Here is a 24,659-nt window from a genome sequence, read left to right on the forward strand (position 1 = left end):
TAATGAAGGGAGGAACACAACATGCCTACAATTAATCAGCTAATTCGCAAGGGACGCGTGAGCAAAGTTGAAAACTCTAAGTCACCTGCACTAAACAAAGGATACAACAGCTTTAAAAAAGAGCACACTAACGTATCTTCTCCACAAAAACGCGGGGTATGTACTCGTGTGGGTACAATGACACCGAAAAAACCGAACTCAGCACTTCGTAAATATGCTCGTGTTCGTTTGACTAACGGAATCGAGGTTACTGCCTACATTCCTGGTATCGGCCACAACCTGCAAGAGCACAGCGTTGTACTGATCCGCGGCGGACGTGTAAAAGACTTACCGGGGGTACGCTACCACATCGTTCGTGGTGCGCTTGATACTGCCGGAGTTGAAAACCGTGCGCAAGGCCGTTCTAAGTACGGTACGAAACGCCCTAAAGCAAAGTAATTAAATAAATCATTAAAACTATGAAGGGAGGATATTCAGATGCCACGTAAAGGTCCTGTAGCAAAAAGAGATGTTTTACCTGATCCGCTTTACAACTCTAAGCTGGTATCCCGCCTGATCAACAAAATGATGATCGACGGTAAAAAAGGTAAATCTCAAACAATCCTATACAAGTCATTCGATATCATTAAAGAACGCACTGGCAATGATGCAATGGAGGTTTTCGAACAAGCATTGAAAAACATCATGCCTGTACTTGAAGTAAAAGCACGCCGTGTAGGTGGAGCTAACTACCAAGTGCCTGTAGAAGTTCGTCCAGAACGCCGTACAACTCTTGGTCTTCGCTGGTTGGTTAACTATGCGCGTCTTCGCGGAGAAAAAACAATGGAAGAGCGCCTGGCTAACGAAATTCTTGATGCAGCTAACAACACTGGTGCTGCCGTTAAGAAACGTGAAGACACTCACAAGATGGCAGAAGCGAACAAAGCATTTGCTCACTACCGCTGGTAGGATTCATATAATCAAAATAATAATTCCCTAATAAGGAAGGAGAAATTACCCAATGGCAAGAGAGTTCTCCTTAGAAAAAACTCGTAATATCGGGATCATGGCTCACATCGATGCCGGTAAAACGACGACTACAGAACGGATCTTGTTCTACACAGGCCGTATCCACAAAATTGGCGAAACTCACGAAGGTGCTTCGCAAATGGACTGGATGGAGCAGGAACAAGAACGCGGTATCACAATCACTTCTGCAGCAACAACTGCACAGTGGAAAGGTTACCGTGTAAACATCATCGATACACCGGGACACGTGGACTTCACAGTTGAAGTTGAACGTTCACTCCGTGTACTTGATGGTGCGGTTGCTGTACTTGATGCTCAATCAGGTGTTGAGCCTCAGACAGAAACTGTATGGCGCCAAGCAACAACTTACGGAGTGCCGCGTGTTGTATTTGTCAACAAAATGGACAAAATCGGCGCAGACTTCCTTTACTCTGTAGGAACTTTAAGAGACCGTCTTCAAGCTAACGCTCACGCAATTCAATTGCCGATCGGTGCTGAAGACAACTTCGAAGGTATCATCGACTTAGTAGAAAACGTTGCGTATTTCTACGAAGATGACCTTGGAACTCGTTCAGATGCGAAAGAAATCCCTGAAGAGTACAAAGAACAAGCTGAAGAGCTTCGCAACAGCCTGATTGAAGCTGTAGCTGAGCTTGATGAAGAGCTTATGGAAAAGTACCTTGAAGGTGAAGAAATCACTATCCCTGAACTGAAAGCTGCAATCCGTAAAGGTACACTGAATGTTGAATTCTACCCTGTACTTGTTGGTTCTGCTTTCAAAAACAAAGGTGTTCAGCTTGTACTTGATGCTGTTCTTGACTACCTTCCTGCGCCAACTGATGTTGCTGCAATCAAAGGTGTACGTCCTGATACAGATGAAGAGATCGTTCGTCATTCTTCTGATGAAGAGCCATTCTCTGCACTTGCATTTAAAGTTATGACTGACCCTTATGTCGGTAAGCTGACGTTCTTCCGCGTATATTCCGGTACACTTGATTCCGGTTCATATGTAAAGAACTCTACAAAAGGCAAGCGTGAGCGCGTAGGACGTATCCTTCAAATGCACGCTAACAGCCGTGAAGAGATCTCTACTGTTTACGCTGGAGACATCGCAGCTGCTGTAGGTCTAAAAGATACTTCTACTGGAGATACTCTTTGTGATGAGAAGGATCTTGTAATCCTTGAATCCATGGAATTCCCAGAGCCAGTTATCGACGTAGCGATTGAGCCTAAATCAAAAGCTGACCAAGATAAAATGGGTATCGCTTTAGCAAAACTTGCTGAAGAAGATCCTACATTCCGTACACAAACAAACCCTGAAACGGGTCAAACAATCATCTCTGGTATGGGTGAGCTTCACCTTGATATCATTGTTGATCGTATGAAGCGTGAGTTCAAAGTTGAAGCTAACGTTGGTGCTCCTCAAGTTGCGTACCGTGAGACATTCCGTAGCGGTGCAAAAGTTGAAGGTAAATTCGTACGTCAATCAGGCGGACGCGGTCAGTTCGGTCACGTTTGGATCGAATTTGAACCGAACGAAGAAGGCGCAGGCTTTGAATTCGAAAACGCAATCGTCGGTGGTGTTGTTCCTCGTGAATACATCCCAGCCGTACAAGCAGGTCTCGAAGACTCTCTTGAAAATGGTGTCCTAGCAGGATTCCCGCTAATCGACATCAAGGCGAAACTTTTTGATGGATCTTACCATGATGTTGACTCAAACGAAATGGCGTTTAAAGTCGCTGCTTCTATGGCATTGAAAAATGCAGTCAGCAAATGTAACCCAGTTCTTCTTGAACCAGTCATGAAAGTTGAAGTGGTTATTCCTGAAGAATACATGGGAGACATCATGGGCGATATTACTTCTCGCCGCGGACGCGTAGAAGGTATGGAAGCGCGCGGTAACGCTCAAGTTGTGCGTGCGATGGTACCTCTTGCTGAAATGTTCGGTTACGCTACTGCCCTTCGTTCTAACACGCAAGGTCGCGGTACGTTCACTATGTTCATGGATCACTACGAAGAAGTGCCGAAGAGCATTGCTGAAGAAATTATCAAAAAAAATAAAGGCGAATAATTGATTTTGCCACTTAACTCAAGTATAACTACTATTGTAAGATGAGGAAGTGAAAGCTTGCTTTCACTTTCTATCACTCTATACATCACTAATTAAAAGCTCTTAAGGAGGATTTTAGAATGGCTAAAGAAAAATTCGACCGTTCCAAATCACATGCCAATATCGGTACAATTGGACACGTTGACCATGGTAAAACAACATTAACTGCTGCTATCTCAACAGTACTTCATAAGAAATCTGGTAAAGGTACAGCTATGGCGTACGATCAAATTGATGGTGCTCCAGAAGAACGTGAGCGCGGTATCACAATCTCTACTGCACACGTTGAGTACGAAACTGACACTCGTCACTATGCACACGTTGACTGCCCAGGACACGCTGACTATGTTAAAAACATGATCACTGGTGCTGCGCAAATGGACGGAGCTATCCTTGTAGTATCTGCTGCTGATGGCCCAATGCCACAAACTCGTGAGCACATCCTTCTTTCTAAAAACGTTGGTGTACCATACATCGTTGTATTCCTTAACAAATGCGACATGGTAGACGACGAAGAGCTTCTTGAGCTTGTTGAAATGGAAGTTCGCGATCTTCTTAGCGAATACGACTTCCCTGGTGACGATGTACCAGTTGTTAAAGGTTCTGCTCTTAAAGCTCTTGAAGGCGACGCTGAGTACGAAGAAAAAATTCTTGAACTTATGGCTGCAGTTGACGAGTACATCCCAACTCCAGAACGCGACACTGAAAAACCATTCATGATGCCAGTTGAGGACGTATTCTCAATCACTGGTCGTGGTACAGTTGCTACTGGCCGTGTAGAACGCGGACAAGTTAAAGTCGGTGACGAAGTTGAAATCATCGGTCTTCAAGAAGAAAACAGCAAAACAACTGTTACAGGTGTTGAAATGTTCCGTAAGCTTCTTGATTACGCTGAAGCTGGAGACAACATCGGTGCACTTCTTCGCGGTGTAGCTCGTGAAGACATCCAACGTGGGCAAGTACTTGCTAAACCAGGTACAATCACTCCACACAGCAAATTCAAAGCTGAAGTTTACGTTCTTTCTAAAGAAGAGGGTGGACGTCATACTCCATTCTTCTCTAACTACCGTCCTCAGTTCTACTTCCGTACAACTGACGTAACTGGTATCATCAATCTTCCAGAAGGCGTAGAAATGGTTATGCCTGGAGATAACACTGAAATGATCGTTGAACTTATCTCTACAATCGCTATCGAAGAAGGAACTCGTTTCTCTATTCGTGAAGGCGGACGTACAGTTGGTTCAGGCGTTGTTTCTACAATCACTGAGTAATCGACTCGTTCATACATGCGGGGTCCCTTATGGGGCCTCGTTTTTTTGTTTCCCGGCTGATTCAATGTATAATAGAGATTATACAAATTTTAGGAGCAGTGCGATGAATGATAACTTCAAGACAAACAAACGGATTTCAATGCTTCAGCAATTGCTGATTAACGACAGCGAACAGACCATTATGATTAATGGCGACGACAGGGATAATCCGCTGCTTCTGTTTTTGCATGGCGGCCCCGGCACCCCTCAAATCGGCTATGCGAGAAAATACCAAAACAAGCTGGAAAAGCATTTCACTGTTGTGAACTGGGATCAGAGAGGGGCGGGACTCTCGTATTCAAAAGATATTCCGGAATCATCTATGACTTTGGATCAGCTGACGGCCGACACCATTCATTTGACCGAACGTTTATGTAAGCAATTCGGCAGGCAAAAAGTATATATCGCAGGCTACTCGTGGGGATCAGTTTTGGCGCTTCACGCTCTCCAAAAGAGATCTGATTTGTATTATGCGTATATCGGTATCAGTCAAGTGGTTAATATTCAAAAAGAGGAAGCAGAAGCTTACCGGCAGCTGGCAGCATGGAGCAGGGAGCGTAAACACCGCCTGATGCAAAAGACACTGGAATTTATCGGTGCCCCTCCATGGAACGGACAGCTGCAGCGGTCGCTGTTTCTGCTTTGTATCGAGATGAAGGGAGGAGGCTTCACCCACAATCCGATCGGCGCTCTCAAAGCAGGCGGACGAATGCTGTTTGGGGAACCGTACGGTGTGAGAGGGAGCTTTTTGGCTGCGCGGGGACAAATGTTCAGCCTGAAACATCTGTGGGAGGATCTCATTTTCTTTGATGCCGGGGAATCAGTTTCTTCTATTGAAATACCATGCTGTTTTATGTCAGGCAAATTCGATTTGACGGTTCCGGGAACGACATCTTACGAATATTATCAGAAGGTTGAAGCGCCGTATAAAGAATGGCACTGGTTTGAAAACTCAGCCCATTCGCCTCACTTGGAGGAGCCTGAGCGCTTTGCCGAAGTTGTCAGCCGGTTCGCATCTTTCCATCTCTGAAAGAAAACAGGCATATCCTTGATTAATCAAGACATCACCTGTATAATAATCAAAGTGTGAAAACCACAAGGTTCTTCAAATAAACCTTGCAACATACGTCTATTTTCTGTATAATAGTGTATGTTGGTCTTTGACTGCGATGAAGTGAGAGGTTGCTGACACACCCGGCCGCTTTGCCATGGCAAGGTGATCAGGTTTTTCTCACGGAGAACTGTCTAACGTGATGTAGGCGAAAAGGAGGGAAAATAATGGCAAAACAAAAAATTCGTATTCGTTTAAAAGCATATGATCATAGAATCCTTGATCAATCTGCAGAGAAGATTGTTGAAACGGCAAAACGTTCTGGTGCCAGCGTATCTGGTCCGATTCCGTTGCCAACTGAAAAATCAGTTTACACAATCCTTCGTGCGGTGCACAAATACAAAGATTCTCGTGAGCAATTTGAAATGCGTACACATAAACGTTTAATCGACATTGTGAACCCAACACCACAAACTGTTGATGCTCTCATGCGATTAGACTTACCATCTGGTGTCGATATCGAAATCAAACTTTAATTCAAAAATATAGAATGATCTTAATAGGAGGTGTGACGAATGACCAAAGGAATCTTAGGAAGAAAAATTGGTATGACGCAAGTATTCGCAGAGAACGGTGATCTTATCCCGGTAACTGTTATTGAAGCAGCTCCAAACGTTGTTCTTCAAAAGAAAACAGCTGAAAACGATGGCTATGAAGCGATCCAGCTTGGTTTTGACGATAAGCGTGAAAAGCTTTCAAACAAACCGGAAAAAGGACACGTTGCAAAAGCGGAAACTGCTCCTAAGCGCTTCGTTAAAGAATTACGCGGCGTGGATATGGATGCGTATGAAATTGGTCAGGAAGTCAAGGTTGAAATTTTCTCTGCAGGAGAAATCGTAGATGTAACAGGAGTATCTAAAGGTAAAGGTTTCCAAGGTGCAATCAAGCGCCACGGACAATCTCGCGGACCTATGTCTCACGGTTCACGCTACCACCGTCGTCCTGGTTCAATGGGACCTGTAGATCCTAACCGTGTATTCAAAGGTAAACTATTACCTGGACGCATGGGCGGAGATCAAATCACTGTCCAAAACCTTGAAATCGTAAAAGTTGATGCTGAGCGCAATCTTCTTTTGATTAAAGGTAACGTACCTGGTGCGAGAAAAACTTTAATCACTGTAAAAAGTGCTGTTAAATCTAAATAAGTCTCTTAGGAAAGGAGGAAATTGATCATGCCAAAAGTAGCATTATACAACCAAAACGGTTCTACTGCTGGTGATATCGAATTAAACGCTTCTGTATTTGGAATTGAGCCAAATGAGAGCGTAGTATTCGACGCTATTCTTATGCAAAGAGCTTCCTTACGTCAAGGATCTCACAAAGTAAAAAATCGTTCTGAAGTACGCGGCGGAGGTCGCAAACCATGGCGTCAAAAAGGTACAGGTCGTGCCCGTCAAGGTTCAATCCGTTCACCGCAATGGCGCGGAGGTGGTGTCGTATTCGGCCCAACACCACGCAGCTATTCTTACAAATTACCTAAAAAAGTTCGCCGCTTGGCAATCAAATCAGTATTGTCTTCTAAAGTGAACGACAACAACATTATTGTTCTTGAAGATCTTACTCTTGATACGGTTAAAACAAAAGAAATGACAGCTATCCTTAAAGGATTGTCTGTTGAGAAAAAAGCTTTAATCGTAACTGCGGATGCAAACGAAGCAGTATCTCTTTCTGCACGCAACATCCCTGGAGTTACAGTTGTTCAAGCTAACGGAATCAACGTGTTAGACGTTGTCAACCACGAGAAGCTTCTGATTACAAAAGCTGCGGTTGAAAAAGTAGAGGAGGTGCTTGCATAATGAAAGATCCTCGTGATGTTCTTAAGCGCCCCGTCATTACTGAACGTTCTGCTGATTTAATGACTGAAAAGAAATATACTTTTGAAGTTGATGTAAGAGCTAATAAAACAGAAGTGAAAGATGCAGTTGAAAGTATCTTTGGAGTGAAAGTTGACAAAGTCAACATCATGAACTACAAAGGGAAATCAAAACGTGTCGGCCGCTATACTGGTATGACTAGCCGTCGCAGAAAAGCGATCGTAAAACTTACTGCAGACAGCAAAGAAATCGAAATTTTTGAAGCTTAATTATCTGTAAAAAGAAGGAGGGAAATTCAAAATGGCGATTAAAAAGTATAAACCGACCTCTAACGGACGTCGTGGCATGACAACTTCAGATTTTGCTGAAATCACGACTGACCAGCCGGAAAAATCCTTGCTTGCTCCCCTTCACAAAAAAGGCGGACGTAACAACCAAGGTAAATTGACTGTACGTCACCAAGGTGGCGGACACAAACGCCAATACCGTGTTATCGACTTCAAACGCGATAAAGATGGTATACCTGGACGCGTTGCTACAGTTGAATACGATCCAAACCGTTCAGCTAACATCGCACTAATCAACTATGTAGACGGAGAAAAACGTTACATTCTTGCACCAAAAGGAATTCAAGTAGGTACTGAAATCATGTCCGGCCCTGAAGCTGACATCAAAGTAGGTAACGCACTTCCACTTATCAACATCCCTGTTGGTACTGTTGTGCATAACATTGAATTAAAACCTGGTAAAGGCGGACAGCTTGTACGTTCAGCTGGTACATCTGCTCAGGTTCTTGGTAAAGAAGGCAAATACGTTCTTGTACGTCTTAACTCTGGTGAAGTTCGCATGATCCTTTCTGCTTGCCGCGCTTCTATCGGTCAAGTAGGTAACGAGCAGCACGAACTTATCAACGTTGGTAAAGCAGGACGCTCTCGCTGGAAAGGCATCCGCCCTACAGTCCGCGGTTCTGTAATGAACCCTAACGATCACCCGCACGGTGGTGGTGAAGGTCGCGCGCCAATCGGACGTAAATCACCAATGTCTCCTTGGGGCAAACCGACTCTTGGATTCAAGACACGTAAGAAAAAGAACAAATCTGATAAATTTATCGTACGTCGTCGTAAAAATAAATAACGGGGTTGTCTACGGTTCATTTCGGACCGTAGTGCAATCACGAAGGGAGGTTCCAAAATGGCTCGCAGCTTGAAAAAAGGACCATTTGTCGATGGACACTTGATGACAAAAATCGAGAAATTAAATGAAACGGACAAGAAACAAGTTGTAAAAACTTGGTCTCGCCGTTCAACTATTTTCCCACAATTTATCGGTCACACAATCGCAGTATATGACGGACGTAAACACGTGCCTGTATTCATTTCTGAAGACATGGTAGGCCACAAGTTGGGCGAATTCGCACCGACTCGTACTTACAAAGGCCACGCCAGTGACGATAAAAAAACAAGACGCTAAGAGAGGAGGCTTTTAAATGCAAGCTAAAGCTGTTGCAAGAACAGTCCGTATTGCTCCTCGTAAAGCACGTCTAGTAATGGACCTGATTCGAGGTAAGCAAGTAGGCGAAGCAGTATCTATCTTGAACCTAACACCGAGAGCTGCTTCTCCAATCATCGAAAAAGTTTTAAAATCTGCTATCGCAAATGCTGAGCACAACTACGAGATGGACGCTAACAATCTGGTTATTTCTCAGGCATTTGTTGACGAAGGCCCAACGTTAAAAAGATTCCGCCCGCGTGCTATGGGACGTGCGAGCCAAATCAACAAACGTACGAGCCACATTACAATCGTTGTATCAGAAAAGAAGGAGGGATAAGTAGTGGGTCAAAAGGTAAATCCAGTCGGTCTTCGTATCGGAGTCATTCGTGATTGGGAATCTAAGTGGTACGCTGGTAAAGATTACGCTGACTTCCTGCACGAAGATTTAAAAATTCGTGAATTCATTAGCAAACGCCTTTCTGACGCTTCTGTTTCTAAAGTAGAAATCGAGCGCGCAGCAAACCGTGTTAACATTACGATCCACACTGCTAAGCCTGGTATGGTAATCGGTAAAGGCGGATCTGAAGTTGAAGCACTTCGTAAAGCCCTTAACAGCCTAACTGGCAAGCGTGTACACATTAACATTCTTGAAATCAAAAGAGCAGATCTTGATGCTCAGCTTGTAGCTGACAACATCGCTCGTCAACTAGAAAACCGTATTTCTTTCCGCCGTGCGCAGAAACAACAAATCCAACGCACTATGCGTGCTGGAGCACAAGGTGTGAAAACAATGGTTTCCGGCCGTCTTGGCGGAGCTGACATCGCTCGTTCTGAATACTACAGTGAAGGAACTGTTCCATTGCACACTTTACGTGCTGACATCGACTATGCAACATCTGAAGCTGACACAACTTACGGTAAGCTCGGTGTGAAAGTCTGGATCTATCGTGGAGAGGTTCTTCCTACTAAGAAGAAAACTGAGGAAGGAGGAAAATAATATGTTATTACCAAAACGCGTTAAATATCGCAGAGAGCATCGCGGAAAAATGCGCGGTCGCGCTAAAGGCGGTACTGAAGTACATTTTGGTGAGTACGGTATCCAGGCTCTTGAAGCTTCTTGGATCACGAACCGCCAAATCGAAGCTGCACGTATTGCGATGACTCGTTACATGAAACGTGGCGGTAAAGTTTGGATTAAAATTTTCCCTTCAAAACCTTACACTGCTAAACCGCTTGAGGTACGGATGGGTTCCGGTAAAGGGGCTCCTGAAGGCTGGGTAGCTGTTGTAAAACCGGGCAAAGTTTTATTTGAGATTTCTGGTGTGTCTGAAGAGGTAGCTCGTGAAGCGCTTCGTCTTGCATCTCACAAATTGCCAATTAAAACGAAGTTCGTAAAACGTGAAGAAATTGGTGGTGAATCAAATGAAAGCTAATGAAATTCGTGACCTTACCACTGCTGAAATTGAACAAAAAGTAAAGTCTCTTAAAGAAGAACTTTTCAATCTTCGCTTTCAATTAGCGACAGGACAACTTGAAAATACTGCTCGCATTCGTGAAGTGCGCAAAGCTATCGCGCGCATGAAAACTGTGATTCGTGAAAGAGAAATTGCTGCTAACAAATAATCACTGAGGGGAGGTCGTGAGCATGAGCGAACGTAACCAACGCAAGGTTTACCAAGGCCGTGTTGTTTCTGACAAAATGGATAAAACCATCACTGTTGTTGTTGAAACATACAAAAAGGATCCTATTTACGGTAAACGCGTAAAATACTCAAAGAAATTAAAAGCACATGATGAAAATAATCAAGCTAAAATCGGAGACATCGTGAAGATCATGGAAACTCGTCCATTATCTGCAACTAAACGTTTTCGTCTAGTAGAAGTTGTCGAAGAAGCTGTTATTATCTAATAAAGTTCGGAATTCTTTTTCCGAAGGGAGGTAACAAATAATGATTCAACAAGAGACTCGTTTAAAAGTTGCTGACAACTCCGGTGCGCGTGAGGTACTTACTATTAAAGTTCTTGGCGGTTCTGGACGTAAAACGGCTAACATTGGTGATGTAATTGTTTGCACGGTTAAACAAGCAACACCAGGAGGCGTTGTCAAAAAAGGTGAAGTCGTAAGAGCTGTTATCGTTCGCACAAAAAGCGGAGCACGCAGAACTGACGGATCATACATCAGCTTCGATGAGAATGCATGTGTTATCATCCGTGACGACAAGAGCCCGCGTGGAACTCGTATCTTCGGACCGGTTGCTCGTGAATTACGTGAAAACAACTTCATGAAAATTGTTTCTCTGGCTCCAGAAGTTATCTAATGAAATAAATGCCTTACTCAAGGAGGTGCGATCAGGATGCATGTGAAAAAAGGCGATAAAGTTATGGTTATCTCTGGTAAAGATAAAGGCAAACAAGGTACGATCCTTGCTGCTTTCCCTAAAAAGGACCGCGTTCTAGTTGAGGGCGTAAACATGGTGAAGAAACACTCTAAACCGACTCAAACAAACCCTCAAGGCGGTATTTCTAATCAAGAGGCGCCAATTCATGTATCAAACGTTATGCCGCTCGATCCTAAAACAGGTGAAGTGACTCGCGTAGGATACAAAGTGGAAGATGGCAAAAAAGTTCGTATTGCTAAAAAATCTGGGCAAGTTTTAGATAAATAGTAATTAAAGGAAGGGAGGTCTATCTCATGAACCGCCTTAAAGAAAAGTACAATAAAGAAATTTCACCTGCTTTAATGACGAAGTTCAACTACGACTCTGTTATGCAGGTGCCGAAAATCGAAAAAATCGTAATCAACATGGGTGTTGGTGATGCTGTTCAAAATGCGAAAGCAATTGACAGTGCTGTTGAAGAATTAACGTTTATCGCAGGTCAAAAACCTGTCGTTACTCGTGCGAAGAAATCAATTGCTGGATTCCGTCTTCGTGAGGGAATGCCTATCGGTGCGAAAGTAACTCTTCGCGGAGAGCGCATGTATGATTTCCTTGATAAACTTATTTCTGTATCTTTACCGCGTGTACGTGACTTCCGCGGGATTTCTAAGAAATCTTTCGACGGTCGCGGAAACTACACTCTTGGTATCAAAGAACAGTTAATCTTCCCTGAAATTGACTACGATAAAGTAACAAAGGTTCGCGGAATGGACATCGTTATCGTAACGACTGCTAACTCTGACGAAGAGGCTCGTGAGCTATTAACTCAAGTAGGTATGCCGTTCCAGAAATAATCAATGAAAGGGAGGCGAAATCGTGGCTAAAAAGTCAATGATTGCGAAACAACAACGTACACCAAAGTTTAAAGTGCAAGAGTACACTCGCTGTGAACGCTGCGGACGTCCGCACTCAGTCATTCGTAAATTTAAACTTTGCCGTATTTGTTTCCGTGAGCTTGCATATAAAGGACAAATTCCTGGCGTGAAAAAAGCCAGCTGGTAATCCCCAAGAATGGGAAGGAGGTAATTATATAATGGTTATGACAGATCCAATTGCAGATATGCTGACTCGTATTCGCAATGCAAACATGGTACGTCATGAGAAGCTTGAAATTCCTGCTTCTAAATTGAAAAGAGAAATTGCTGACATTTTAAAGCGTGAAGGTTTCATTCGTGACGTTGAGTTCGTAGAAGACAGCAAACAAGGTATCATCCGCGTTTTCTTGAAATACGGACAAAACAACGAGCGCGTTATCACTGGTCTTAAAAGAATCAGCAAACCAGGTTTGCGTGTATACGCTAAATCAAATGAAGTACCTCGCGTACTTAACGGTCTTGGAATCGCGATTATTTCTACATCACAAGGTGTTTTAACGGACAAAGAAGCCCGTGCAAAACAAGCTGGTGGAGAAGTTCTAGCATACGTTTGGTAAGAAGTTTAACAAGAATGGAGGTGTTTTAGTATGTCTCGTGTAGGTAAAAAACTGCTTGAGATTCCTTCTGGAGTTACAGTAACGCTGAACGAAGGCAACACTGTATCTGTAAAAGGACCAAAAGGAGAATTAACTCGTACTTTCCATCCTGATATGGAAATCAAAATTGAGGACAACGTGCTTACAGTCACTCGTCCATCTGATCATAAAGAGCACCGTGCATTGCATGGTACGACTCGCAGTCTGCTTGGAAACATGGTTGAAGGCGTATCTAAAGGATTTGAAAGAGGTTTGGAATTAGTCGGTGTCGGTTATCGTGCGGCTAAATCCGGTAACAAACTTGTTTTAAACGTTGGATACTCTCACCCTGTTGAGATGGTTCCTGAAGAGGGCATCGAAATCGAAGTTCCTTCTCAAACGAAAGTAGTTGTAAAAGGTACAGACAAGGAGCGTGTAGGAGCTACTGCTGCTAACATCCGCGCTGTACGTTCTCCAGAGCCTTACAAAGGTAAAGGAATCCGCTACGAAGGTGAAGTTGTTCGCCGTAAAGAAGGTAAATCTGCTAAGTAAGACCGCTTAAAGTGAAGAAAGGAGTGACCAAGGATGATTACGAAAACTAGCAAAAATGCTGCTCGTCAAAAAAGACATGCTCGTGTTCGTGCTAAACTTTCAGGCACAGCTGAAAGACCTCGTCTGAATGTGTTCCGTTCAAACAAACACATTTATGCTCAAATCATCGATGATGTAAATGGCGTTACACTTGTTAGTGCCTCTACTCTCGACAAAGATTTGAACGTGGAAAGCACTGGTGACAGCGCTGCTGCTGCTAAAGTCGGTGAACTCGTTGCGAAACGCGCTTCTGAGAAAGGTGTTTCTGACGTAGTATTTGACCGCGGCGGATACTTATACCATGGACGTGTAAAAGCTCTGGCCGATGCAGCTCGTGAAGCCGGACTGAAATTTTAATAAAAAAAGGAGGGACACATGATTATGCGTCGTATTGACCCAAGCAAATTAGAGTTAGAAGAACGCTTAGTTACGGTTAACCGCGTAGCGAAAGTTGTTAAAGGTGGTCGTCGTTTCCGTTTCGCAGCTCTAGTCGTTGTCGGTGACAAAAACGGTCACGTAGGTTTCGGTACTGGTAAAGCACAAGAAGTACCTGAAGCAATCCGCAAAGCTGTTGAAGATGCGAAAAAGAATTTGATTGAAGTACCAATGGTTGGAACTACGATTCCACACGAAATCATCGGACGTTTCGGTGCAGGCAATATCTTGTTGAAACCTGCTTCTGAAGGTACTGGAGTTATCGCTGGAGGCCCTGTACGTGCGGTACTTGAGCTTGCTGGCGTTGCTGATATCCTTTCTAAGTCTTTAGGTTCTAACACACCGATCAACATGATCCGTGCAACACTTCAAGGTTTAAGTGAGCTTAAACGTGCCGAAGATGTTGCGAAGCTTCGTGGAAAATCTGTAGAAGAACTGTTAGGATAAGGAGGGAACATTAATGGCTAAATTAGAAATTACCCTCAAACGCAGTGTAATCGGTCGCCCGGAAGATCAGCGCGTTACTGTCAGAACACTTGGTTTAAAGAAAACGAACCAAACTGTCGTTCATGAAGATAACGCTGCGATCCGCGGTATGATTAATAAAGTATCTCATCTAGTTTCTGTTAAAGAACAATAAAAATAAATTATAGGCTAAGGAGGTGTCCTAATGAAACTTCATGAATTAAAGCCTTCAGAAGGTTCACGCAAAGTGCGCAATCGCGTAGGTCGTGGTATTGGTTCTGGTAACGGTAAAACAGCTGGTAAAGGTCACAAAGGTCAAAACGCTCGTTCCGGCGGCGGTGTGCGCCCTGGATTCGAGGGGGGACAAATGCCTTTATTCCAACGTCTTCCTAAGCGTGGTTTTACAAACATCAACCGCAAGGAATACGCTATTGTGAACGTAGACAAATTGAACGGTTTTGCGGAAGGAACGGAAGTCACTCCTGAACTTCTTCTTGAGACTGGTGTTATTAGCAAACTAAATGCAGGAGTAAAGATTCTTGGCAACGGTAAATTAGAGAAAAAATTAACTGTAAAAGCCAATAAATTCTCTGCTTCTGCGAAAGAAGCTGTTGAAGCTGCTGGCGGTACAGCTGAGGTGATCTAACTTGTTTAAGACAATCTCCAACTTTATGCGTGTGAGTGATATTCGGAATAAAATCATTTTCACATTACTCATGCTTATCGTCTTTCGCATAGGTGCGTTTATCCCTGTGCCATATGTTAATGCTCAGGCGTTGCAGACACAAAGTTCGATGGGGGTTTTTGATCTCCTTAATACATTTGGCGGCGGTGCGCTTTATCAGTTCTCCATCTTTGCGATGGGAATTACGCCTTACATCACTGCTTCGATCATCATTCAGCTGCTTCAGATGGATGTTGTGCCGAAGTTTACCGAGTGGTCTAAGCAAGGTGAAGTCGGCCGCCGTAAATTAGCTCAGTTCACGAGATATTCTACGATTGTGCTTGGTTTTATCCAGGCATTAGGTATGTCTTACGGGTTTAACAACCTGGCAAACGGTATGCTGATTGAGAAATCCGGCATATCGACATATCTGATTATTGCTTTAGTACTCACTGGAGGAACTGCTTTTTTAATGTGGCTGGGAGAACAAATTACTTCCAATGGAGTAGGAAACGGAATTTCGATCATCATCTTCGCGGGGATTGTGGCTAGTATTCCGAAAACTGTTGGGCAGATTTATGAGACTCAATTTGTCGGCAGCAGCGATCAGCTGTTTATTCATATTGTAAAAATCGCCTTACTGGTGATTGCGATTTTAGCCGTAATTGTTGGTGTTATTTTCATTCAGCAGGCCGTACGCAAAATCGCGATTCAATATGCAAAAGGGCAAGGTCGTTCACCTGCTGGGGGAGGCCAGTCAACTCACCTTCCGCTTAAAGTGAATCCGGCAGGGGTTATTCCGGTAATCTTTGCGGTTGCGTTTCTTATAACGCCGCGTACTATCGCGTCATTTTTCGGAACAAACGATGTGACAAAGTGGATTCAAGCCAACTTTGACAATACACATCCGGTGGGCATGACGGTTTATGTCGCATTAATTATCGCCTTTACGTACTTCTATGCTTTTGTGCAGGTAAACCCTGAACAAATGGCAGATAACCTTAAAAAACAGGGTGGCTATATCCCGGGGGTTCGTCCAGGGAAAATGACTCAAGATAGAATTACGAGCATTTTGTATCGACTTACGTTTGTGGGTTCTATATTCTTAGCCGTGATTTCCATTCTTCCTATCTTTTTCATTCAATTCGCTGGATTGCCTCAAAGTGCACAGATTGGCGGAACATCTTTGTTAATTGTCGTGGGGGTAGCCTTGGAGACAATGAAGCAGCTGGAGAGCCAGTTAGTGAAACGTAATTACCGAGGATTTATGAAAAATTAGAGGACTGGTTTTAACCATTCCTCTAAATAAGAGAGGACGGGGGAAATCCGAATGAACTTAGTCTTAATGGGACTTCCTGGAGCCGGTAAAGGCACACAGGGAGAACGAATTGTTGAGGATTATGGGATACCTCATATCTCAACGGGAGATATGTTCCGTGCTGCTATGAAAGAAGAAACACCACTCGGACTCGAAGCAAAGTCTTATATCGATAAAGGCGAGCTCGTACCGGACGAAGTCACAATCGGCATTGTCAAAGAAAGACTCGGCAAAGATGATTGTGAAAGAGGTTTTCTTCTGGACGGATTTCCGCGAACAGTCGCTCAGGCTGAAGCTCTTGAAAACATTCTTGAGGAATACGGCAAGCCGATTGATTATGTCATCAACATTAAAGTAGACAAAGACTCTTTAATGGAACGTTTGACTGGACGCAGAATTTGCAGTGTTTGCGGCACAACCTATCATTTGGTTTTCAATCCGCCGAAAACGCCGGGTGTTTGTGATAAAGACGGAGGAGACCTTTATCAACGGGCAGATGATAATGAGGAAACCGTCTCAAAACGGCTTGAGGTCAACATGAAGCAGACTCAGCCTTTACTGGATTTTTATTCCGGGAAAGGATATCTTGTCAACGTCAATGGCCAGCAGGACATTAATGACGTGTACAAAGATGTGAAAGAGCTTCTTGGAGGATTGAGCAAATGATTATCTGTAAGACCCCTCGTGAGCTTAGCATCATGCGGGAAGCAGGGCGAATCGTGGCTTTGACTCATGAAGAGATGAAAAAGCACATTAAACCAGGAATCTCGACAAAAGAATTGGATCAAATTGCCGAACGTTTTATTGAGAAGCAGGGTGCAATCCCATCTTTTAAGGGGTATAATGGGTTTCGCGGGAGCATTTGTGTATCAGTTAATGAAGAACTCGTTCACGGAATTCCCGGTAAAAGGGTTTTGCGTGACGGTGACATTATCAGCATTGATATCGGTGCTAAATTAAATGGTTATCATGGTGACTCTGCTTGGACATATCCGGTAGGAAACATCAGTGATGATGATAAACGACTGCTGGAAGTGACAGAGGAGTCTTTATATAAAGGCTTGAAGGAAGCAAAACCAGGTGAACGTTTGTCGAATATTTCCCACGCAATACAAACGTATGTCGAAAATGAGCAGTTTTCAGTTGTTAGGGAGTATGTCGGACATGGTGTTGGTCAAGACTTGCATGAGGATCCGCAAATTCCTCATTATGGTCCGCCAAACAAAGGACCTAGGCTGAAGCCTGGTATGGTTCTCGCTATAGAACCGATGGTTAACGCTGGCAGCCGGTATGTGAAAACATTGGCTGATAACTGGACGGTTGTAACGGTAGATGGGAAAAAGTGTGCTCATTTTGAACATACGATTGCGATTACGGAAACGGGTTTTGATATACTGACAAAAGTCTAGATGATGAAATGAATTCCGTGACACATGTTTTTCATTCCGCACCTGGGCAGATTGTAGGTTTACAATTGGTCGGAGGAAAAACCGGCTAGCTGCTGTTATCGGAATGACGATTCATCATCATGTACTAAAGCAGACGGAGAAAAGCGTACATTTCATTCTCCTTAGAAAAAGAATATCAATCATTCACCCTTTATGATTGCGTATCTCCGGAAGTTCAGAACAGTATAAACGAAACAGGGCGTGTGACAAACGGATAACTGAGATTTTCTCTTTTGAAATTTGTCAGAGAGCAAGTTACTGATTTGAAGAAGGGAGAACACTTGAATGGCGAAAGACGATGTAATTGAAGTGGAAGGTACGATAGTCGAAACTCTGCCAAACGCGATGTTCAAAGTTGAACTCGAAAATGGCCATACGGTTTTGGCTCACGTATCTGGTAAAATCCGCATGCACTTCATTCGCATTTTACCTGGAGACAAAGTTACGGTAGAATTATCTCCATATGACTTAACTCGTGGCAGGATTACGTACCGTTACAAATAAAGCACTCCGGAAACTGAAGGAGGTTGGAAACACATGAAAGTGAGACCATCAGTTAAACCAATCTGCGAGAAATGTAAAGTTATTCGCAGAAAAGGAAAAGTAATGGTGATCTGTGAAAATCCAAAGCATAAACAAAAACAAGGATAATTAATAAGGAGGTGCCCAGAGAATGGCTCGTATTGCTGGTGTAGATATCCCACGTGACAAACGTGTTGTTATTTCTTTAACATATGTCTTCGGAATTGGCCGCACAACGGCTCAGCAAGTCTTGAAAGAGGCTGGTGTTTCTGAAGATACTCGTGTGCGTGATCTTACTGAAGAAGAACTTGGTAAAATCCGTGATGTTATTGACAAACTGAAAGTAGAAGGTGACCTTCGCCGTGAAGTTTCTCTTAACATCAAGCGTCTGATCGAAATCGGAAGCTACCGCGGAATCCGCCATCGCAGAGGTTTGCCTGTTCGCGGACAAAACTCTAAAAACAATGCGCGTACTCGTAAAGGTCCGCGTCGTACTGTAGCTAACAAGAAAAAATAAGTAAGTAAGGGAGGTACCTAAACAATGGCTGCTGCTCGTAAACAAAACACGCGTAAACGTCGCGTGAAAAAGAATATTGAGTCAGGAATCGCTCATATTCGTTCAACTTTCAATAACACGATCGTTACGATCACTGATACTCATGGTAATGCTCTTTCTTGGTCAAGTGCCGGAGCTCTAGGATTCAGAGGTTCTCGTAAATCTACTCCTTTTGCTGCGCAAATGGCTGCTGAAACAGCTGCTAAAGGTTCAATTGAACACGGACTTAAAACTCTTGAAGTAACTGTTAAAGGACCAGGTTCTGGCCGTGAAGCTGCAATCCGCGCTTTACAAGCTGCCGGACTTGAAGTTACAGCTATCAGAGACGTAACTCCTGTTCCTCATAATGGATGCCGTCCACCAAAACGTCGCCGCGTGTAATTTGTTTGTATAGATTTTGTGTCCCTGTCAATAATGGGTTATGATACAGTTATTTATGAAACGAATGCACCGACTCGTTGCCTGAGCACATACGGGACTAAACAATGGGGAATTTCGGATGGAATCTCATATGATTCTATTCGAGGTTTCGACGTTTTGAAGGAGGGTTTTAAGTAATGATCGAGATTGAAAAACCAAAAATCGAAACGGTTGAAATCAGCGACGATGCCAAATTTGGTAAGTTTGTCGTAGAGCCGCTTGAGCGTGGATATGGTACAACTCTGGGTAACTCCTTACGTCGTATCCTCTTATCCTCACTCCCTGGTGCCGCTGTAACATCGATCCAGATAGATGGTGTACTGCACGAATTCTCGACAATCGAAGGCGTTGTGGAAGATGTTACAACGATAATCTTGCACATTAAAAAGCTTGCATTGAAAATCTACTCTGATGAAGAGAAGACGCTCGAAATTGATGTACAGGGTGAAGGAACTGTCACAGCAGCTGATATTACACACGACAGCGATGTTGAAATCCTTAATCCGGATCTTCATATCGCGACTCTTGGTGAGAATGCGAGTTTCCGAGTTCGCCTTACTGCACAAAGAGGACGTGGGTATACACCTGCTGATTCGAACAAAAGAGACGATCAGCCAATCGGCGTGATTCCGATCGATTCAATCTTTACGCCAGTTTCTCGTTTATCTTATCAGGTAGAAAACACTCGTGTAGGCCAGGTTGCAAACTATGACAAACTTACACTTGATGTTTGGACTGACGGAAGCACTGGACCGAAGGAAGCAATTGCTCTCGGTTCTAAGATTTTAACTGAACACCTTAATATATTCGTTGGTTTAACTGACGAAGCTCAGCATGCTGAAATCATGGTTGAAAAAGAAGAGGATCAAAAAGAAAAAGTTCTTGAAATGACGATTGAGGAACTTGATCTTTCTGTCCGTTCTTACAACTGCTTGAAGCGTGCGGGCATTAACACGGTTCAAGAACTTGCGAACAAGACGGAAGAAGATATGATGAAAGTTCGCAACCTGGGACGCAAATCACTTGAAGAAGTGAAAGCGAAACTAGAAGAACTTGGACTCGGCCTTCGCAAAGACGATTGATCTAGTTTCCATGTGAACTAGGATTTTCGTGTGTTTTTTATTTAGAAACAGCATTCCATTAAAGGAGGGGACATCACATGTCATACAGAAAACTAGGACGTACGAGTTCACAGCGTAAAGCTATGCTTCGTGATCTTACAACAGATTTGATCATCAACGAAAGAATTGAAACAACTGAAACACGTGCGAAAGAACTTCGCTCTGTTGTTGAAAAGATGATCACTCTTGGTAAGCGCGGTGACTTGCATGCTCGTCGTCAAGCTGCTGCATACATTCGCAACGAGGTTGCAAATGAAGAAAATAACCAAGATGCACTTCAAAAATTATTCTCTGACATTGCAACTCGTTACGAGGAGCGCCAAGGCGGATACACACGTATTATGAAGCTTGGTCCTCGCCGTGGTGACGGTGCACCAATGGCAATCATCGAATTGGTTTAATCACATATTTTTGTGTATCTAAAGAAGGGCGGGACAGTTTCTAACTGGATCTATGCCCTTTTTTTAGATACCAGAACTTTTTATTATGAGACAGAAAAGCAGAGCTATAGCTGAGAGGAGGCCAGGCACCCGTGGATCAAAAACAGCTTATATCCGTAAAAGACATCTTATTTCGATACCGCAAAGATGCAGAAAGGCCGGCGCTGGACGGTGTGAGTCTGGAGGTATACGAAGGAGAATGGCTTGCTATCGTAGGCCACAATGGTTCAGGGAAGTCGACTTTGGCCAGAGCGCTGAACGGACTGATTTTGCCTGAGGCCGGAGATATTGAAGTCGGCGGCATCAAACTGACTGAAGATACCGTGTGGGATGTGCGAAAAAAAATAGGGATGGTCTTTCAGAATCCCGATAACCAATTTGTCGGAACAACGGTTCGCGATGATGTGGCTTTTGGTTTAGAAAACAATGGTGTTCCGCGCGAAGAAATGATCGAGAGAGTAGATTGGGCTGTCAAACAAGTCAATATGCAGGATTTTCTTGATCAAGAGCCGCACCATCTCTCCGGAGGTCAAAAACAAAGAGTGGCGATCGCAGGGATTATTGCTGCGCGTCCTGATATTATGATTTTGGATGAAGCGACATCCATGCTTGACCCAATCGGGAGAGAAGAAGTCCTTGATACTGTCAGACGCTTAAAAGATCAGGGCACGGCCACCGTCATTTCGATTACACATGACCTGGAAGAAGCCGCAAGGGCGGACAGAATCATTGTAATGAACGGCGGCAGGAAGTATGCAGAAGGCCCGCCTGAAGAGATCTTTAAATTAAATGAAGACTTGGTTCGCATCGGTCTTGATTTGCCTTTCTCATTCCAGCTCAGCCTGCTTTTGAAAGAAAGCGGACTGGCGTTAACGAAAAACCATCTGACTCAGGAAGGGCTGGTGAATGAGCTGTGGACATTAAAATCAAAGATGTAGAACATCGCTATCAAATGAAGACACCGTTTGAACGGCTTGCTCTGTATGATATCAATGCAGTGATAAAAGAGGGCAGCTATGTGGCCGTCATCGGACATACAGGGTCGGGCAAATCCACGCTCTTACAGCATTTAAACGGTTTGCTGAGACCTACTAAAGGACAGCTGGAACTCGGCAGCACGATTTTGGCAGCCGGTAAAAAGAATAAAAATCTTAAGACTTTGCGGAAAAAAGTCGGAATCGTTTTCCAATTTCCCGAACATCAGCTGTTTGAGGAGACTGTGCTGAAGGACATCTCATTCGGACCGATGAATTTCGGTGTGAAAAAAGAAGACGCTGAACGAAAGGCGAAAGAGATGCTGGAGCTTGTGGGCCTCCCGGAAGACATTTTGGATCGTTCGCCGTTTGAGCTCAGCGGCGGTCAGATGCGCAGAGTGGCGATTGCCGGCGTTCTCGCGATGGAGCCGGAAGTGCTGGTTTTGGATGAACCGACGGCCGGCCTTGATCCCAGAGGGCGCCAGGACATTATGGACATGTTCTATGCGCTTCATAAGCGCGGGAACCTGACTACCGTTCTCGTCACCCACAGTATGGAGGATGCCGCCCGCTATGCCGACGAGATGATCGTCATGCACAAAGGAACCATTAAAGCGACGGGGAGTCCGCGCGACTTGTTTGCAAAAGGTGAAGAGATGGCCGAAATGGGCCTGGATCTTCCTGAATCGGTGAAGTTTCAGAGACGGCTTGAGGCGGCTCTCGGCGTCAAGTATGAGAAACCCATGCTGACCCTGCAGGATGCCGCCAGCGAAATTAAGGCTTTCTTTCAGGAGGAAAAGGACCAATGATGGACAGCATGATTATCGGAAAGTATGTTCCCGGTTCATCGCTTATTCACCGATTGGACCCGCGAACAAAACTTGTCAGCATCTTTCTTTTTGTATGTATCGTCTTTTTGGCAAACAACGTGCAGACGTACGCTTTGCTCGGTTTATTTACATTCGGGGTGATCGCCTTAACGCGAGTGCCTTTCAGCTTTTTACTGAAGGGGCTTAAGCCGATTATCTGGATTGTGGCGTTTACGTTTTTACTGCACATCTTCATGACGCATGAAGGGTCTGTCATTTTTCAGCTTGGCTGGTTTAAAGTATATGAGGGCGGACTTGTACAAGGGATTTTTATCTCTCTCCGTTTCGTCTACCTCATCTTTATGACGACGCTGCTGACGCTGACGACAACGCCGATTGAAATAACGGATGGAATGGAGCAGCTCTTGAATCCATTTAAAAAGGTGAAGCTGCCCGTACACGAACTCGCGTTGATGATGTCGATTTCGCTGCGCTTTATTCCGACGCTGATGGAGGAGACGGATAAAATCATGAAGGCGCAAATGGCGAGGGGGGCGGATTTTACAAGCGGTCCGGTGAAAGACAGAATCAAAGCTGTTGTTCCGCTGCTTGTTCCGCTGTTTGTCAGCGCCTTTAAACGCGCGGAAGAGCTCGCGGTCGCCATGGAGGCGAGAGGCTACCAGGGCGGTGAGGGGAGAACGAAATACAGAAAGCTTGTCTGGACCGGCAAGGATACCGGAGCTATTCTGCTCATCATCGTATTAGCCGTATTATTGTTTTTCTTAAGAAGTTAGAGGTGCTGCTGAATGAGAATGAAATGTACCATTGCTTATGACGGGCATTTGTTTAACGGATATCAGGTTCAGCCTGGAAAACGGACCGTTCAAAGTGAATTGGAAAAGGCGCTCGCCGTCATCCACAAAACGGACGGCAGGGTGCCTGTCATTTCATCGGGCCGCACTGACAGCGATGTTCATGCTGCCGGGCAGGTCATTCATTTTGATACGCCGCTGTCCATTCCGGCTGAAAAATGGCCGTTTGCGCTCAATGCCCTGCTGCCTGATGATATTGCCGTCAAAACAGCAGAGATTGCGGATGATGGGTTCCATGCACGATTTAGCGCAGTCCAAAAGGAATATCGCTACTTTGTATATACGGAGAAACACCCGGACGTATTTAAACGACATTACGCTTACCATTTTGCATATCAGCTTAATGTGCAGAAAATGAGGGAAGCTTCAAGGCACCTTATTGGGACACATGATTTCACAAGTTTTTGCGCGGCTGATACCGCGGTTCAGGATAAAGTCAGAACAGTTTACGAACTGGATTGGACTGAGACCGGAGACGGCCTGCAAATGCGGATCACCGGAAACGGATTTCTGTATAATATGGTCAGAATCATTGCCGGAACGTTATTGGACACAGGAACTGGAAAATTTTCTCCTGATGATCTAAAAGCAATGCTGGAAGCGAAGGATCGCGAAGCCGCGGGGCGCACCGCACCGGGGCACGGGCTGTATTTATGGAGCGTTTGCTATGACAACTAAACCAGGTGTAACATTTTCTTGACAGAGTCTGCATAAAGTTATAAGATATCATATGGTATGTATTTCAACCCCACGATAAGCCCCGGAACTTATTGTGTTGTGAAATAGAACGTAACAGAAGTTTATTGAAAATGACAGATCATTTAGGAGGGAAATTCAATGCGTACAACACCTATGGCTAACGCAAGTACTATTGAACGCAAGTGGTTAGTTGTTGATGCTGCTGGCAAGACTCTAGGACGTCTTTCTACAGAAGTTGCATCTATCCTTCGCGGAAAACACAAACCGACTTATACACCGCACGTTGATACAGGAGATCATGTGATCATCATCAACGCTGAAAAAATCGAGTTAACTGGTAAAAAGTTAACTGATAAAATCTACTACCGTCACACAATGCACCCAGGCGGTCTGAAATCAAGAACTGCTCTTGAAATGCGTACAAACTACCCTGAGAAAATGCTTGAGCTTGCTATCAAAGGCATGCTTCCAAAAGGTTCTCTAGGTCGTCAAATGTTCAAAAAATTGAACGTATACCGTGGTTCTGAGCATCCACATGAAGCACAAAAACCTGAAGTTTACGAACTTCGCGGTTAATTAAAAAGGAGGTTACC

General features: G+C 44.1%; 40 protein-coding genes and 1 pseudogene. All 41 read left to right on the plus strand.

Features of this window, described 5'->3' with window-relative positions:
* Positions 1 to 21: 21 nt before the first annotated feature.
* Positions 22 to 438 (plus strand): 30S ribosomal protein S12, encoded by a 417-nt coding sequence (rpsL, locus tag ICW23_RS17980; RefSeq protein WP_003156445.1) that lies wholly within the window; start codon positions 22 to 24, stop codon positions 436 to 438.
* A 39-nt stretch (positions 439 to 477) separates the two neighbouring features.
* Positions 478 to 948: a 30S ribosomal protein S7 gene (gene rpsG / locus ICW23_RS17985; RefSeq protein ID WP_003156447.1), complete on the plus strand. Its 471-nt coding sequence runs from the start codon at positions 478 to 480 to the stop codon at positions 946 to 948.
* 52 nt (positions 949 to 1,000) lie between these two features.
* On the plus strand, positions 1,001 to 3,079 hold the full coding sequence (gene fusA / locus ICW23_RS17990; protein WP_016935903.1) for an elongation factor G: 2,079 nt from the start codon (positions 1,001 to 1,003) through the stop codon (positions 3,077 to 3,079).
* 119 nt (positions 3,080 to 3,198) lie between these two features.
* The gene (gene tuf, locus ICW23_RS17995; protein WP_003156451.1) at positions 3,199 to 4,389 is read left to right on the plus strand and encodes an elongation factor Tu; all 1,191 of its coding nucleotides are present in this window, start codon (positions 3,199 to 3,201) and stop codon (positions 4,387 to 4,389) included.
* Positions 4,390 to 4,492: 103 nt separating this feature from the next.
* Positions 4,493 to 5,458: an alpha/beta fold hydrolase gene (locus ICW23_RS18000; protein ID WP_188154893.1), complete on the plus strand. Its 966-nt coding sequence runs from the start codon at positions 4,493 to 4,495 to the stop codon at positions 5,456 to 5,458.
* Positions 5,459 to 5,706: 248 nt separating this feature from the next.
* Positions 5,707 to 6,015: a 30S ribosomal protein S10 gene (gene rpsJ, locus ICW23_RS18005; RefSeq protein ID WP_003156464.1), complete on the plus strand. Its 309-nt coding sequence runs from the start codon at positions 5,707 to 5,709 to the stop codon at positions 6,013 to 6,015.
* A gap of 39 nt (positions 6,016 to 6,054) precedes the next feature.
* Complete coding sequence (gene rplC / locus ICW23_RS18010; protein ID WP_007410402.1) at positions 6,055 to 6,684, plus strand: 50S ribosomal protein L3; 630 nt, start codon at positions 6,055 to 6,057, stop codon at positions 6,682 to 6,684.
* A gap of 27 nt (positions 6,685 to 6,711) precedes the next feature.
* Entirely contained in the window at positions 6,712 to 7,335 is a 624-nt protein-coding gene (gene rplD, locus ICW23_RS18015; RefSeq protein WP_016935901.1) for a 50S ribosomal protein L4, read from the plus strand.
* The gene (rplW, locus tag ICW23_RS18020; protein ID WP_003156467.1) at positions 7,335 to 7,622 is read left to right on the plus strand and encodes a 50S ribosomal protein L23; all 288 of its coding nucleotides are present in this window, start codon (positions 7,335 to 7,337) and stop codon (positions 7,620 to 7,622) included. Before rplD ends, rplW begins: the two co-directional genes overlap by 1 nt.
* A 31-nt stretch (positions 7,623 to 7,653) precedes the next feature.
* Entirely contained in the window at positions 7,654 to 8,487 is an 834-nt protein-coding gene (gene rplB / locus ICW23_RS18025) for a 50S ribosomal protein L2 (protein WP_003156470.1), read from the plus strand.
* Between the two features lie 57 nt (positions 8,488 to 8,544).
* Positions 8,545 to 8,823, plus strand: a complete 279-nt coding sequence (gene rpsS / locus ICW23_RS18030) for a 30S ribosomal protein S19 (RefSeq protein WP_003156472.1) — start codon at positions 8,545 to 8,547, stop codon at positions 8,821 to 8,823.
* A gap of 16 nt (positions 8,824 to 8,839) precedes the next feature.
* Positions 8,840 to 9,181 carry a 50S ribosomal protein L22 gene (gene rplV, locus ICW23_RS18035; protein ID WP_003156475.1) on the plus strand — a complete coding sequence of 114 codons (342 nt, stop codon included), beginning with the start codon at positions 8,840 to 8,842 and terminating at the stop codon, positions 9,179 to 9,181.
* Positions 9,182 to 9,184: 3 nt separating this feature from the next.
* Positions 9,185 to 9,841, plus strand: coding sequence for a 30S ribosomal protein S3 (rpsC, locus tag ICW23_RS18040; RefSeq protein ID WP_003156476.1), 657 nt, complete (start codon positions 9,185 to 9,187; stop codon positions 9,839 to 9,841).
* 1 nt (position 9,842) lies between these two features.
* Complete coding sequence (gene rplP / locus ICW23_RS18045) at positions 9,843 to 10,277, plus strand: 50S ribosomal protein L16 (protein ID WP_003156478.1); 435 nt, start codon at positions 9,843 to 9,845, stop codon at positions 10,275 to 10,277.
* Positions 10,267 to 10,467 carry a 50S ribosomal protein L29 gene (rpmC, locus tag ICW23_RS18050; protein WP_003156482.1) on the plus strand — a complete coding sequence of 67 codons (201 nt, stop codon included), beginning with the start codon at positions 10,267 to 10,269 and terminating at the stop codon, positions 10,465 to 10,467. The genes rplP and rpmC overlap by 11 nt, the downstream gene beginning before the upstream one ends.
* Positions 10,468 to 10,489: 22 nt before the next feature.
* Positions 10,490 to 10,753 (plus strand): 30S ribosomal protein S17, encoded by a 264-nt coding sequence (rpsQ, locus tag ICW23_RS18055; protein ID WP_016935900.1) that lies wholly within the window; start codon positions 10,490 to 10,492, stop codon positions 10,751 to 10,753.
* 40 nt (positions 10,754 to 10,793) lie between these two features.
* A complete protein-coding gene (rplN, locus tag ICW23_RS18060; protein WP_007410404.1) occupies positions 10,794 to 11,162 on the plus strand; it encodes a 50S ribosomal protein L14 in 369 nt (122 codons plus the stop codon).
* 36 nt (positions 11,163 to 11,198) lie between these two features.
* A complete protein-coding gene (gene rplX, locus ICW23_RS18065) occupies positions 11,199 to 11,510 on the plus strand; it encodes a 50S ribosomal protein L24 (protein ID WP_014469620.1) in 312 nt (103 codons plus the stop codon).
* 26 nt (positions 11,511 to 11,536) lie between these two features.
* Entirely contained in the window at positions 11,537 to 12,076 is a 540-nt protein-coding gene (rplE, locus tag ICW23_RS18070; RefSeq protein WP_003156487.1) for a 50S ribosomal protein L5, read from the plus strand.
* Positions 12,077 to 12,098: 22 nt separating this feature from the next.
* The gene (rpsN, locus tag ICW23_RS18075) at positions 12,099 to 12,284 is read left to right on the plus strand and encodes a 30S ribosomal protein S14 (protein ID WP_003156488.1); all 186 of its coding nucleotides are present in this window, start codon (positions 12,099 to 12,101) and stop codon (positions 12,282 to 12,284) included.
* A 31-nt stretch (positions 12,285 to 12,315) separates the two neighbouring features.
* Positions 12,316 to 12,714, plus strand: a complete 399-nt coding sequence (gene rpsH, locus ICW23_RS18080; RefSeq protein WP_003156489.1) for a 30S ribosomal protein S8 — start codon at positions 12,316 to 12,318, stop codon at positions 12,712 to 12,714.
* A 30-nt stretch (positions 12,715 to 12,744) separates the two neighbouring features.
* A complete protein-coding gene (gene rplF / locus ICW23_RS18085; RefSeq protein ID WP_016935899.1) occupies positions 12,745 to 13,284 on the plus strand; it encodes a 50S ribosomal protein L6 in 540 nt (179 codons plus the stop codon).
* A gap of 33 nt (positions 13,285 to 13,317) precedes the next feature.
* Positions 13,318 to 13,680, plus strand: coding sequence for a 50S ribosomal protein L18 (rplR, locus tag ICW23_RS18090; protein ID WP_013350816.1), 363 nt, complete (start codon positions 13,318 to 13,320; stop codon positions 13,678 to 13,680).
* Between the two features lie 24 nt (positions 13,681 to 13,704).
* A complete protein-coding gene (gene rpsE, locus ICW23_RS18095) occupies positions 13,705 to 14,205 on the plus strand; it encodes a 30S ribosomal protein S5 (RefSeq protein ID WP_003328273.1) in 501 nt (166 codons plus the stop codon).
* Between the two features lie 13 nt (positions 14,206 to 14,218).
* The gene (gene rpmD / locus ICW23_RS18100; protein ID WP_003156497.1) at positions 14,219 to 14,398 is read left to right on the plus strand and encodes a 50S ribosomal protein L30; all 180 of its coding nucleotides are present in this window, start codon (positions 14,219 to 14,221) and stop codon (positions 14,396 to 14,398) included.
* A 30-nt stretch (positions 14,399 to 14,428) separates the two neighbouring features.
* Positions 14,429 to 14,869, plus strand: a complete 441-nt coding sequence (gene rplO, locus ICW23_RS18105) for a 50S ribosomal protein L15 (protein ID WP_003156499.1) — start codon at positions 14,429 to 14,431, stop codon at positions 14,867 to 14,869.
* Position 14,870: 1 nt separating this feature from the next.
* On the plus strand, positions 14,871 to 16,166 hold the full coding sequence (gene secY / locus ICW23_RS18110; protein ID WP_016935898.1) for a preprotein translocase subunit SecY: 1,296 nt from the start codon (positions 14,871 to 14,873) through the stop codon (positions 16,164 to 16,166).
* 51 nt (positions 16,167 to 16,217) lie between these two features.
* Entirely contained in the window at positions 16,218 to 16,871 is a 654-nt protein-coding gene (locus tag ICW23_RS18115) for an adenylate kinase (protein WP_045927001.1), read from the plus strand.
* Entirely contained in the window at positions 16,868 to 17,614 is a 747-nt protein-coding gene (map, locus tag ICW23_RS18120; protein ID WP_003156505.1) for a type I methionyl aminopeptidase, read from the plus strand. Before ICW23_RS18115 ends, map begins: the two co-directional genes overlap by 4 nt.
* Before the next feature lie 64 nt (positions 17,615 to 17,678).
* A pseudogene (locus tag ICW23_RS19060) lies at positions 17,679 to 17,961 on the plus strand (KOW domain-containing RNA-binding protein).
* Positions 17,939 to 18,157, plus strand: a complete 219-nt coding sequence (gene infA / locus ICW23_RS18125; protein ID WP_003156508.1) for a translation initiation factor IF-1 — start codon at positions 17,939 to 17,941, stop codon at positions 18,155 to 18,157. Before ICW23_RS19060 ends, infA begins: the two are co-directional and overlap by 23 nt.
* Positions 18,158 to 18,190: 33 nt before the next feature.
* Positions 18,191 to 18,304 carry a 50S ribosomal protein L36 gene (rpmJ, locus tag ICW23_RS18130; RefSeq protein WP_003156543.1) on the plus strand — a complete coding sequence of 38 codons (114 nt, stop codon included), beginning with the start codon at positions 18,191 to 18,193 and terminating at the stop codon, positions 18,302 to 18,304.
* 22 nt (positions 18,305 to 18,326) lie between these two features.
* The gene (gene rpsM / locus ICW23_RS18135; RefSeq protein ID WP_003156545.1) at positions 18,327 to 18,692 is read left to right on the plus strand and encodes a 30S ribosomal protein S13; all 366 of its coding nucleotides are present in this window, start codon (positions 18,327 to 18,329) and stop codon (positions 18,690 to 18,692) included.
* Between the two features lie 24 nt (positions 18,693 to 18,716).
* Positions 18,717 to 19,112 (plus strand): 30S ribosomal protein S11, encoded by a 396-nt coding sequence (gene rpsK, locus ICW23_RS18140; protein WP_007410409.1) that lies wholly within the window; start codon positions 18,717 to 18,719, stop codon positions 19,110 to 19,112.
* A gap of 176 nt (positions 19,113 to 19,288) precedes the next feature.
* Positions 19,289 to 20,233, plus strand: coding sequence for a DNA-directed RNA polymerase subunit alpha (locus ICW23_RS18145; protein ID WP_003156549.1), 945 nt, complete (start codon positions 19,289 to 19,291; stop codon positions 20,231 to 20,233).
* A gap of 77 nt (positions 20,234 to 20,310) precedes the next feature.
* Positions 20,311 to 20,673, plus strand: a complete 363-nt coding sequence (gene rplQ / locus ICW23_RS18150; RefSeq protein WP_003156550.1) for a 50S ribosomal protein L17 — start codon at positions 20,311 to 20,313, stop codon at positions 20,671 to 20,673.
* 131 nt (positions 20,674 to 20,804) lie between these two features.
* On the plus strand, positions 20,805 to 21,650 hold the full coding sequence (locus ICW23_RS18155) for an energy-coupling factor ABC transporter ATP-binding protein (RefSeq protein ID WP_016935896.1): 846 nt from the start codon (positions 20,805 to 20,807) through the stop codon (positions 21,648 to 21,650).
* Entirely contained in the window at positions 21,626 to 22,495 is an 870-nt protein-coding gene (locus ICW23_RS18160) for an energy-coupling factor ABC transporter ATP-binding protein (RefSeq protein ID WP_045927000.1), read from the plus strand. Before ICW23_RS18155 ends, ICW23_RS18160 begins: the two co-directional genes overlap by 25 nt.
* The gene (locus ICW23_RS18165; RefSeq protein ID WP_016935894.1) at positions 22,492 to 23,289 is read left to right on the plus strand and encodes an energy-coupling factor transporter transmembrane component T family protein; all 798 of its coding nucleotides are present in this window, start codon (positions 22,492 to 22,494) and stop codon (positions 23,287 to 23,289) included. The genes ICW23_RS18160 and ICW23_RS18165 overlap by 4 nt, the downstream gene beginning before the upstream one ends.
* Before the next feature lie 12 nt (positions 23,290 to 23,301).
* Positions 23,302 to 24,045, plus strand: a complete 744-nt coding sequence (gene truA / locus ICW23_RS18170; RefSeq protein ID WP_188154894.1) for a tRNA pseudouridine(38-40) synthase TruA — start codon at positions 23,302 to 23,304, stop codon at positions 24,043 to 24,045.
* Positions 24,046 to 24,204: 159 nt separating this feature from the next.
* The gene (gene rplM, locus ICW23_RS18175; RefSeq protein WP_003156556.1) at positions 24,205 to 24,642 is read left to right on the plus strand and encodes a 50S ribosomal protein L13; all 438 of its coding nucleotides are present in this window, start codon (positions 24,205 to 24,207) and stop codon (positions 24,640 to 24,642) included.
* Positions 24,643 to 24,659 lie beyond the last annotated feature (17 nt).

The organism is Bacillus sp. 1021, from assembly GCF_014534735.1.
GTDB classification, from domain to species: Bacteria; Bacillota; Bacilli; order Bacillales; family Bacillaceae; genus Bacillus; species Bacillus siamensis.